Source organism: Microbacterium sp. B19 (assembly GCF_000333395.1).
Lineage (GTDB): Bacteria > Actinomycetota > Actinomycetes > Actinomycetales > Microbacteriaceae > Microbacterium.
Genome location: NZ_BADA01000099.1, coordinates 23,330 through 33,835 on the forward strand (window position 1 = coordinate 23,330; position 10,506 = coordinate 33,835).

8 protein-coding genes, 1 other RNA gene and 1 pseudogene are annotated in these 10,506 nt (G+C 71.1%); 3 read left to right on the forward strand and 7 right to left on the reverse strand.

Translation table 11 applies throughout. From position 1 onward, the window contains the following. Window positions 1-364: 364 nt before the first annotated feature. The 5 genes from I5G_RS03440 to I5G_RS20355 all read right to left on the reverse strand — a co-directional run bounded on the left by I5G_RS03440 (window position 365) and on the right by I5G_RS20355 (window position 7,966). The gene (locus I5G_RS03440) at window positions 365-2,890 is read right to left on the reverse strand and encodes a glycoside hydrolase family 65 protein (RefSeq protein ID WP_022877806.1); all 2,526 of its coding nucleotides are present in this window, start codon (window positions 2,888-2,890) and stop codon (window positions 365-367) included. A gap of 53 nt (window positions 2,891-2,943) precedes the next feature. Then, window positions 2,944-3,678, reverse strand: a complete 735-nt coding sequence (locus I5G_RS03445) for an HAD family phosphatase (protein ID WP_022877807.1) — start codon at window positions 3,676-3,678, stop codon at window positions 2,944-2,946. A gap of 88 nt (window positions 3,679-3,766) precedes the next feature. Continuing rightward, window positions 3,767-4,999: an acetate/propionate family kinase gene (locus I5G_RS03450; protein ID WP_022877808.1), complete on the reverse strand. Its 1,233-nt coding sequence runs from the start codon at window positions 4,997-4,999 to the stop codon at window positions 3,767-3,769. Beyond that, complete coding sequence (pta, locus tag I5G_RS03455; RefSeq protein ID WP_022877809.1) at window positions 4,996-7,131, reverse strand: phosphate acetyltransferase; 2,136 nt, start codon at window positions 7,129-7,131, stop codon at window positions 4,996-4,998. Before pta ends, I5G_RS03450 begins: the two co-directional genes overlap by 4 nt. A gap of 49 nt (window positions 7,132-7,180) precedes the next feature. Next, window positions 7,181-7,966: a DeoR/GlpR family DNA-binding transcription regulator gene (locus I5G_RS20355; RefSeq protein WP_051038590.1), complete on the reverse strand. Its 786-nt coding sequence runs from the start codon at window positions 7,964-7,966 to the stop codon at window positions 7,181-7,183. Window positions 7,967-8,009: 43 nt separating this feature from the next. On the opposite strand from I5G_RS20355, the gene I5G_RS03465 reads away from it, so the two are divergent. Next, window positions 8,010-8,678, forward strand: coding sequence for an NUDIX domain-containing protein (locus tag I5G_RS03465; RefSeq protein WP_022877811.1), 669 nt, complete (start codon window positions 8,010-8,012; stop codon window positions 8,676-8,678). Window positions 8,679-8,719: 41 nt separating this feature from the next. On the opposite strand, the gene ffs is transcribed toward I5G_RS03465, so the two are convergent. Both ffs and I5G_RS03470 read right to left on the reverse strand, forming a co-directional pair. Continuing rightward, window positions 8,720-8,816, reverse strand: an RNA gene (gene ffs, locus I5G_RS24415) — signal recognition particle sRNA small type. Window positions 8,817-8,869: 53 nt separating this feature from the next. Further along, window positions 8,870-9,316: a MarR family winged helix-turn-helix transcriptional regulator gene (locus I5G_RS03470; protein ID WP_022877812.1), complete on the reverse strand. Its 447-nt coding sequence runs from the start codon at window positions 9,314-9,316 to the stop codon at window positions 8,870-8,872. A gap of 75 nt (window positions 9,317-9,391) precedes the next feature. Here I5G_RS03470 and I5G_RS03475 point away from each other — a divergent pair, with 75 nt between their 5' ends. Continuing rightward, a complete protein-coding gene (locus tag I5G_RS03475) occupies window positions 9,392-10,330 on the forward strand; it encodes an SDR family NAD(P)-dependent oxidoreductase (RefSeq protein WP_022877813.1) in 939 nt (312 codons plus the stop codon). Between the two features lie 4 nt (window positions 10,331-10,334). Continuing rightward, window positions 10,335-10,506: pseudogene (locus I5G_RS26335) on the forward strand (4-hydroxyphenyl-beta-ketoacyl-CoA hydrolase); the annotation flags it as partial.

The following is a 10,506-nucleotide window of genomic DNA, read 5'->3' on the forward strand; positions in this document are numbered from 1 at the left end:
GGGAGGACCACAACCGCCCCCGGCATCCTCCCCTCCCCCAATCACCTCCGCTCCCCACCGCCCCAGCCGCACCCGCGAACGCCCACACCACACCCAACGGAGGAGAAACCACGAAGGGAGGACCACAACCGCCCCCGGCATCCTCCCCTCCCCCAATCACCTCCGCTCCCCACCGCCCCAGCCGCACCCGCGAACGCCCACACCACACCGAACGAAGGAGAAACCCCGAAGGGAGGACCACAACCGCCCCCGGCATCCTCCCCTCCCCGAATCACCTCCGCTCGCCACCGCAGGGAACGGCGACGGCCCGGAAACGCAGAACGCGGCGACGCCCCGGAGGGCGCCGCCGCGTCGAGGCGATGTTTCAGGCGTCGAGGCCGACGGCCACGGGCTCGTCGTCTCCCGAGACCAGCGGGATCGCGGCCGTCACGATCGGCACCGAGGCCGAGAGCAGCGTGCCGTCCTCGCGCACCGAGCCCTCGAGCTGGCGGATCGACGGGCGCCCCGGGATGAGCGGCCCCTGGCCGTGCAGCGCGACGCGCACGCTCTCGCCGGGAGCGACGGTGTAGTCCACCCCGCGCACCGCGAAGTCGACCGGGCCGCCCTCCTCCCCGGCGTGCAGCGTCAGGGCCGTGGCCGTGAGCGTGACGTTGAGACGGGTGCCGTGCCAGTGCAGCACGTACGACAGCTCGGGCCAGTCGGCCGGCAGACGCGGATCGAACGTCAGGCGCCCGAAGTGGTCGCGCATGCCGCCGAAGCCGCTCACGAGCGCCGTCCACACCCCGCCGGCGGATGCCACGTGCACACCGTCGGCGGCGTTGTGGTGCAGGTCGCCGAGGTCGACGAACGCGGCCTGGCGGAAGTACTCCAGCGCGAGGTCCTGGTAACCGACCTCGGCCGCGAGGATCGACTGCACGACCGCCGACAGCGTCGAGTCGCCCGTGGTGAGCGGGTCGTAGTACTCGAAGTCCGCGAGCTTCTCGGCATCCGTGAAGTGATTCCCCTGCAGGAACAGGGCCAGCACGACATCCGCCTGCTTCAGCACCTGGTACCGGTAGATCACCAGCGGGTGGAAGTGCAGCAGGAGGGGGCGCTGGTCGGGCGGGGTGTTCTCGAGGTCCCAGATCTCGCGTTCGAGGAACACGGCGTCCTGGGGATGGATGCCGAGCGCCGGGCTGAACGGGATGTGCATCGCCTCGGCCGCCAGCTCCCACCGGTCGGGCTCCGAGGGGTCGAGGTTCATGCGGTCGGCCATGCGGCCGTAGGCCTCGGGGTCGTTCTCGGCCAGGTCGCGGACGGTGCGCGCGGCGAAGCGCAGGTTGAACCGCGCCATGACGTTCGTGAAGAGGTTGTCATTGACGACGGTGGTGTACTCGTCCGGCCCCGTGACGCCGTGGATGTGGAACGAGTCCTCCTCGCCGTCGCCGTCGCTCGACCGCCAGAAGCCGAGCGTCGACCACAGCCGCGCGGTGTCGACCGCGATGTCCACGCCCTCGCGCGCGAGGAACTCCTCGTCGCCCGTGGCACGGACGTACTTCGCGAGCGCGAAGGAGACGTCGGCGTTGATGTGGTACTGCGCGGTGCCGGCGGCGTAGTACGCCGAGGCCTCCTCACCGTTGATGGTGCGCCAGGGGAACAGCGCGCCGGCCTCGTTGAGCTGGTGCGCCCGCTTCCGCGCCGCGGGGAGCATGAGGTAGCGCATGCGCAGCGCGTTCCGCGCCCACTGCGGCGTCGTGTACGCCAGGAACGGCAGCACGTAGACCTCGGTGTCCCAGAAGTAGTGGCCGCTGTACCCCGAACCGGTGACGCCCTTGGCGGGGACGCCCTGGCCGTCGGCGCGGGCCGCGGCCTGCGCGAGCTGGAAGAGGCACCACCGCGTCGCCTGCTGCAGGTCGCCCTGACCGCCGATGCGGACGTCCGAGCGGTCCCAGAACGCCGAGAACCAGTCGATGTGGCTCTCGCGGAGGGCGACGACGCCGAGGCTGCGGGCACGATCGAGCGTGCGGCGGCATCGGTCGACGAGCTCGCCCGCGGGCACGCCGCGCGACGTGTGGTAGCTGACGAGCTTCGTGATCGTCGTCGGCACGCCGGCCCGGGCGTCCACCCGGAAGACGTTCTTGGCGATGTCCGGCTCGACGAGATGCCGCGACTCGTACGTGTTGGCGGTCTCGACCTCGTGGTCGGCCACGACCGCGAGCGTCATGCCCGACTCCGTGACCTCGTACGACAGCGCCGACCGGTCGCCGTCCTGCCAGTACTCGCGCGGCTGGAGCACACGGTCGGTGAGCTTCTCGGTCTTACGCGGGTCGAATCCGGCGGTCTTGGATGCCATCGGCGAACCGCCGTAGATGCCCTCGCCGTCCTGGCGGTTGAGGAGCTGGCACGCCACCGTCACCGGAGCGTCCGAGTTGAGGACCGTCACCGTCAGCCGCAGCACGACGAGGTGCTTCTCCTCGAACGACACGAACCGCTCGTCCTCGATGCGCACCTCCTTGCCCGACGGCGTCACCCAGAGGAGCGTGCGACGGAGGATGCCCTGGCGCATGTCGAGCACGCGCTCGTACTCGCGGACGTCGGCGACGTCGAGCGAGAGCGGCTCGTCGTCGACGTAGACGCGCATGACCTTGGCATCCGGTGCGTTGATGATCGTCTGGCCGACCTCGGCGAAACCGTAGGCCTGCTCGGCGTGCCGGATCGGGAACGTCTCGTGGAAGCCGTTGATGAACGTGCCCTGCTCGTGGGCGAAACGACCCTCGATGGAGTTGCCGCGCAACCCCAGGTAACCGTTGCCGATGGCGAACAGGGTCTCGGTGACGCCCGTGTCGTCGACCGAGAACTCGGTCTCGACGAGGCGCCATTCGTCGATGGGGAAACGATCGCGATCGATCATCGGGCAGGCCTTCCGGTGTGCCGGGATTCGGGTGCGTCGCGCGGGGCGACGGCTCAGTCTACGAACGCCTGGAGGTCGTCGACGACCACGTCGGCCCCGGCGGCGAGCAGGTGCTCCGCGCCCACGCCGCGGTCGACGCCGACGACGAGCCCGAAACCGGCGGAGGAGGCCGAGGCGACACCGCTCGTCGCGTCCTCGACGGCGGCCGAACGGGCCGGGTCGACGCGCAGCATGCGGGCGGCCTCGGCGAACACGTCCGGCGCGGGTTTGGAGGCGAGGTGGTCGCGTTCGGCGACCACGCCGTCCATCACCACGGGGAAGCGGTCGCGGATGCCGGCGGCCTCGAGCACCTCGACGGCGTTCTTCGAGCTCGACACGACAGCGATGGGCACGCCCGCGGCCTGGAGCACGTCGAGTACGGCGACCGAGCCCGGGTAGGGTGCGATGCCCTCGGCCCGGAGGATGCGCGAGAAGACGAGGTTCTTCCGGTTGCCGACGCCGCACACGGTGTCGAGCGACGGGTCGTCGGACGGGTCGCCCCACGGCACCTCGACGTCGCGACTGCGCAGCAGGCTCGCGACGCCGTCATAGCGCTTCTTGCCGTCGACGTGCTCGAAGTAGTCGCGGTCGGTGTACGGCGGCTGGATGTCCCATGCCGCGAACAGCTCGTCGAACATCTCCTTCCACGCGCGCATGTGCACTTCGGCGGTGGGGGTGAGCACACCGTCGAGGTCGAACAGGACGGCGTCGAACGACGTCAGATCGGGCAGGTCACGGCTGTCGGTCACGGCGGGCTCCAGATCGCGAGGGCAGGACGCGCGGTCACGACGGTGCGCCGCCGTTCCAGCGTAGTGGCGAGAGGGTTACGCGGCCTGATCAGGACGCGACGGACAGGGTCTGGCGGGCGATCTCGAGCTCTTCGTTGGTCGGCACGACGAGCACCTCGACGCGCGACGCATCGGAGGAGATCCGACGGATGCCACGCCCCCGCGTCTCATTCCGCTCGGGGTCGATCTCGACCCCCGCGAAGCCGAGCGTCGCGACCGCCTCGGCGCGCACGCGCGCGGCGTTCTCGCCGACGCCCGCCGTGAAGGAGATGACGTCGACACCGCCGAGCTGCGCGAGGTAGGCCCCCGCGTACGCGCGCAGGCGGTGGATGTAGACGTCGAACGCGAGCTGCGCGTCGGGGTCACCGGCGTCGCACCGCGCGGTGAGGTCGCGCATGTCGGACACACCCGCGAGTCCGACGAGACCCGACCGCTTGTTCAGCAGCGTGTCGAGGTCAGCGATCGAGAGGTCGGCGCGGCGCGCGAGCTGCAGTAGCACCGCGGGGTCGAGGTCGCCGGACCGCGTGCCCATGACGAGCCCCTCGAGCGGGGTGAGTCCCATCGACGTCTCGACGGATCGCCCGCCCTCGATCGCCGTCACGGACGCGCCGTTGCCGAGGTGGAACACGAGCTGACGGAGGTCGGCGAGCGGACGACCGAGGAACGCGGCGGCGGATTCGCTCACGAACTTGTGGCTCGTTCCGTGGAACCCGTACCGGCGGATGCGATGCGCCTCGGCCAGCTCCCGGTCGATCGCGTACGTGTACGCCGCCGGCGCGAGCGTCTGGTGGAACGCGGTGTCGAACACCGCGACGTGCGGGACGTCGGGGAACGCCTTCTTCGCCGCCACGATGCCGGCGAGGTTCGCCGGGTTGTGGAGGGGTGCGAGCACCGAGAGCTCGTCGATGTTGATCTCGACGAGCGGGGTCACGACCGTCGGCTCGAAGAAACGTGCGCCGCCGTGGACCACGCGGTGACCGACGGCGACGGGCGGCCGGGCGTCGAGCGACGGGCCGTGCGCGGCGAACGCCTCGAGCATGACCGCGAACCCCGCGGTGTGGTCGGGGATCTCGCGTTCGATGGTGGTCGTGGCATCCACGACCGTCGGCGCGGGACCGCCGGCGGGGGCCAGAGCCGCCGCCGCGACGGTGTGCGTCGCGACGCCGACCTCTTCGCCGATGCGCTCGACCAGGCCCGAGGCGAGGACGCGCTCGTGCTCCATGTCGAGCAACTGGTACTTGAACGAGGAGGATCCGCTGTTGACGACCAGCACGACGCTCACGAGTTGCTCCCCTGCGCCTGGATCGCGGTGATGGCGATCGTGTTGACGATGTCGTCGACGAGCGCTCCGCGCGACAGGTCGTTGATCGGCTTGTTGAGTCCCTGCAGCACCGGGCCGATGGCGACGGCGCCGGCCGAGCGCTGCACGGCCTTGTACGTGTTATTGCCGGTGTTCAGGTCGGGGAAGACGAACACCGTCGCGCGCCCCGCGACCTCGGATCCGGGCATCTTGGCCGCGGCGACCGCGGCGTCGGCGGCGGCGTCGTACTGGATCGGTCCCTCCACAAGGAGCTCCGGCGCGCGCTCGCGCACCAGCGCGGTCGCGGTCCGCACCTTCTCGACGTCGGCGCCGGTGCCCGACTCCCCCGTCGAGTACGAGAGCATCGCCACGCGCGGCTCGATACCGAACTGCTCGGCGGTCGCGGCGGACGAGATCGCGATGTCGGCGAGCTGCTCGCTCGTGGGGTCGGGAATGACGGCGCAGTCGCCGTACACGAGCACGCGGTCGGCGAGGGCCATGAGGAACACGCTCGACACGACCGAGACGCCCGGCGCGGTCTTGATGATCTCGAAGGCCGGGCGGATCGTGTGCGCGGTGGTGTGCGCGGCGCCCGAGACCATGCCGTCGGCGAGACCCAGGTGCACCATGAGCGTGCCGAAGTACGACACGTCGGTGACGGTGTCGGCGGCCTGGGCGTACGTGACGCCCTTGTGCGCGCGAAGCCGTGCGTACTCGGTCGCGAACTTGTCGACGTGCACGGCGTCGAAGGGACTCAGCACCTCGGCGTCGCGGATGTCGATGCCCAGCTCGATCGCCCGGCCGCGGACCTCGAGCGGCTCGCCGAGGATCGTGAGGTCGGCGATGCCGCGCGCGAGCACGGTCGCCGCCGCGCGCAGGACGCGGTCGTCGTTACCCTCGGGGAGCACGATGCGGCGGCGGTCGGCGCGGGCCCGGTCGACGAGGCCGTACTCGAACATCAGCGGCGTGACCACGCTCGGACGCGCGACCCCGAGTTCCCGCGTGAGGAGCTCGGTGTCGACGTGTCGCTCGAACATCGCGAGCGCCGTGTCGTACCGGCGCTGGGAGTCCGCGGCGAGACGGCCGCGGGTGTTCATGATGCGCACCGCGGTGTCGTACGTGCCGAGGTCGGTCGCGATGATCGGCAGCGAGGAGCCGAGACCGTCGATGAGGCGGACGATCGGGTCGGGGAGCTCGAATCCGCCGTTCAGCACGACGCCGGCCAGCGACGGGAAGGTGCCCGAGGCGTTGGCGAGCAGCGTCGCGAGCAGCACCTCGGTGCGGTCGGCGGGGATCACGATGACCGCGGATTCCATCAGGCGCGGGAGCACGTTCACCATCGACATGCCCGCCACGACGACGCCGAGCACCTCGCGCGTGAGCAGAGCGGGATCGCCCTTGATGAGCTCGCCCTCGACCGAGCGCAGGACACCGCGCATCGAGGGGGCGATGAGGAAGCGGTCCTCGGGGAGCGCCCAGACCGGAACCGTCCGGCCGGGCTTCGTGCCCGCGGCATCCACGATCGGACGTACGGACCCGATGATCTCGTCGAGCTGCTCGGGCTCGGCACGGTTGACGACGACGGCGAACACCTCGGCGCGCTCGTGGAGCAGCTCGGGCATCGTCAGAGCCGCGATCTGCCCCACCTCCTGCGGCGTGCGCGCGACCGAGAGGCCGAGCGTCTCGCCCTGCCCCTGCTGCGCCCGGCCGCCGAGTACGAGCAGCACGGGGGCGCCCAGGTTCGCGGCGATGCGCGCGTTGTACGCGAGCTCGGCGGGGCTGCCGACGTCGGTGTAGTCGCTGCCGATCACCACGACCGCGTCGCACTGCGCCTCGACGGCCTTGTACCGCTCGACGATGCGCCCGAGCGCCGCGTCGGCGTCGTCGCGGACGTCGTCGTACGTGACGCCGACGCAGTCGTCGTACGCGAGGTCGACACCGTCGTGGTCGAGCAGCATCTCGAGCACGTAGTCGCGCTCGGCGGTGGAGCGCGCGATCGGCCGGAAGACGCCGACGCGCGGCGTCACGCGGCTGAGGGCGTCGAGGACGCCGAGAGCCACCGTGGACTTGCCCGAGTGCCCCTCGGCCGACGTGATGTAGATGCTCTGCGTCACGGCATCCAGCCTAGGCGGGGCGGGTGACATCCCCGCCGGGGTTGCCTCGCTATCGAGCGATGTCGGCCGGTCCCGAGACGGGCGGAACGGGCAGGAGTCGAGCGCCCGCCCGACGCAGGGCCTCGGCGCGAGGATCGCCGCGGTCGAGGTCGGCGATGATCCCGGAGACGCCGTCGAGGGGCAGGATGCCGAAGCGCGAGGCCGCACCCAGTTTCTCTTCGCTCGCGAGGACGAACGTCTCGGCCGCACGGGCGGCGAGCGCACGCTTCATCGCCGCCTCCTCGGCGTCCCCCGTCGTCAGCCCCGCCTCGGCGTGCACGCCCGTGACGCCCAGGAAGAAGATGTCGGCGCTCACCCGCTGCGCGGCTTCGACCGCGGCAGCGCCGCACGCGACGGCGGAGTGCTTGAACACCTCTCCCCCGATCAGGAAGACGCGGGCATCGTGGTGGAGCAACGCCGCGGCGATCGTCGGGGAGTGCGTGATGACGGTGCCGTCGAACGTCCGGGGAAGCGCGTGGACCATCGCCAGCGTCGTCGTGCCCCCGTCGAGCAGCACCGTGGAACCGGGCTCGATCAGGGCCACGGCCGCCTGCGCCACGCGCACCTTGCTCTCGCGCGCGACCTCGCCACGCACCGCGTAATCGGCGACCGCGGGCGAGGCCGGCAGGGCACCGCCGTAGACGCGCACGGCGAGGCCGGCGGCATCCAGTTCCCGCAGGTCGCGACGGATGCTGTCCTCGGACAGGCCGAGTTCGACCGCGACGTCCTTGACGACGAGACGCCCGTCACGTCGCAGCCTCTCGAGCAGAACGTCCTTGCGCGCGGCAGCCAGCATCATGTTCACATTCTTGCACGTTTCTGCATTATCGTTCCGAATCATGAACGACGCACGCCCCGGCACCACCGTCCCCGACCACCGCGGCCGCACGGGCCTGCACCTCACCGGACGCGACCTGGATCGCAATCCCCGCGTCGAGGTGACCGACGTCGAGCTCCTCGCCGCGGGGTGGCACGTACTGCGCGCGACGACGTTCCGCTACCTCGGCGACGACGGCGAGTGGGCGACGCTGAAGCGCGAGACCTACGACCGCGGCAACGGCGCGACGATCCTCCTCTACGACCCCGCGCGGCGCACCGTGCTGCTCACGCGCCAGTTCCGTTACCCGGTGTACGTCAACGACCACCCCGACGGCATGCTCATCGAGACTGCGGCGGGCCTGCTCGACGACGACGATCCCGTCACCGCGATCCGCCGCGAGGCCGAGGAGGAGACCGGACTGCGGGTCGTCGACGTCGAGCCGGTGTTCGAGGTGTACATGAGTCCCGGGTCCGTCACCGAGCGCCTGCACTTCTTCGCCGCGGCCTACGACGGGGCGACGCGCCAGGGCGACCGCGGCGGCCTCGCCGACGAGGACGAGGAGATCGAGATCCTCGAGTACGACATCGATGCGGCCCTGCGGATGGTCCGCGACGGGGAGATCAAGGATGCCAAGACGATCATGCTGCTGCAGTGGGCGGTGATCGACGGGCCGTTCGCGCGCCGCTGAGGCCTGGCATCCGGAGTCGCCCTGCGTGATGCGCCCGGGCATGAAAAGACTCTCCGCGCACCCGGCAGAGCCTGGTTACCCTTGCTACGTTTCCGTCCTGGGGGAGTTGGCCTGGATACCGCCGCGCGGAGAGCTGCCACCAGTCTACCCGACGTCCGCCGAGGCGCATGTCGACCGGGGTCCGCGACCGGTCACCCGGGGAACGCGACGCGCCGGAGCAGCGCCGCCAGACGACCGCGCTCCTCGTCGTCGAGCCCCGCGTGCAAGGCCCGTTCGGCGGCGAGGATCGCCGGGCGCGCCTCGGCCAGGAGAGCACGACCGTCGGCCGTGACGACCACGACGTTCGCACGCCGGTCGCGCGGGTCGGCTTCACGGGCCACGAGCCCCCGCCGCTGCAGCTCATCGACGAGAGCGACCACCTGGCTGGGATCGAGCCGCAGGTGCTCGGACACCTCGCGTTGCGACGGGCGGGCCTCCCCGGCGGCGAGCGCGAGCACGGAGTACGAGCGCACCTTGAGCCCGAAGGGGGCGAGAGCCGCGTTACCGGCGGCGATCGAGAGCGCGTTCGCGCGCGCCATGAGGAAGCTCAGATCGTCGTCGAGGCGCACGGTCTCGTCGGTCGGGGTCTTCGACGTCATCGCGCAATCATAGCAATCTCAATCATTGACTTTCTCAACGATTGAGTTTAGAAAGAGTGCGACGGAAGGACTTCCATGACCAACGCACCCCTCCTCGACGGCAAAGTCGCCGTCGTCACCGGCTCGGGGCGCGGCCTCGGCCTCGCCTACGCCCGCGAACTCGCCCGCCACGGTGCGGCCGTCGTCGTCAACGACGTCGACGCCGCGACCGCCGCCGAGGCCGTCGCCACGATCGAGGCCGACGGTGGCCGCGCGGTCGCGGTCGTCGCGCCGGTCGGCCCAGCCGCGACGGCGCAGGAGCTCGTCCGCACCGCCGTCGAGACGTTCGGCCGGCTCGACATCCTCGTCACGAACGCCGGTGTCCTGCGCGACACCGTGCTGTGGAAGATGAGCGACGACGACTTCGACACCGTCATCGGCGTCCACCTGCGCGGCACGTTCACGTGCGTGCGGGAGGCGGCGACGTGGATGCGCGAGAACGGTGTCCCCGGCCGCATCATCTGCATCGGCTCCCCGACCGGCCAGCGCGGCAACTTCGGCCAGACCAACTACGCCGCGGCGAAGGCCGGCATCGTCGGCATGGTGCGCACGTGGGCCCTCGAGCTCCGGAAGGCCGGGATCACCGCCAACGCGGTCATCCCCGTCGCCGCCACCGCGATGACCGCGACGGTGCCGTACTTCGCCGCCGCCGTCGAAGCCGACGCCGCGGGAGAGCCCATGCCCGCGTTCTTCCGCCACGACCTCGGCTTCGGCACGTCCGACGACGTCGCGGGCCTCATCGCCTACCTCGCCTCGGATGCCGCCGGCGCGGTGACCGGACAGGCCATCGGCATCGGCGGCGACCGCCTGCAGCTGTGGACCCACCCCGAGCCCGCGGCCACCGCCTACCGCGACGGCGGGTGGAGCGCCGAGGCGCTCGCGGACGAGTTCGACGCCGTGGTCGGCCCGCTGCAGAGCGTCGGCGAGACCTTCCCGCCCCTCCCGGACGAGCTGCGGCGCGACCCGGTGCGGTGACCGCGTGACCCGCTACGAGCCCGACATCGACGTCGCGGCCCTCACCGCGATCGACATGCACGTGCACGTCGAGATCGACGGCCACGACCACTCGTCGCTCCCCGACGACCTCACGGAGGCGGCCAGCCGCTACTTCTCGACCGATGGACCCCGACCCGACCTCGACCACATCGCGG

Coding starts and splice junctions, on each gene's coding strand:
- I5G_RS03465 (WP_022877811.1), top strand. CDS start 8,010: ATGAACGACGCACGCCCCGGCACCACCGTCCCCGACCACCGCGGCCGC.
- I5G_RS03475 (WP_022877813.1), top strand. CDS start 9,392: ATGACCAACGCACCCCTCCTCGACGGCAAAGTCGCCGTCGTCACCGGC.
- I5G_RS20355 (WP_051038590.1), bottom strand. CDS start 7,966: ATGCTGGCTGCCGCGCGCAAGGACGTTCTGCTCGAGAGGCTGCGACGT.
- I5G_RS03470 (WP_022877812.1), bottom strand. CDS start 9,316: ATGACGTCGAAGACCCCGACCGACGAGACCGTGCGCCTCGACGACGAT.
- I5G_RS03440 (WP_022877806.1), bottom strand. CDS start 2,890: ATGATCGATCGCGATCGTTTCCCCATCGACGAATGGCGCCTCGTCGAG.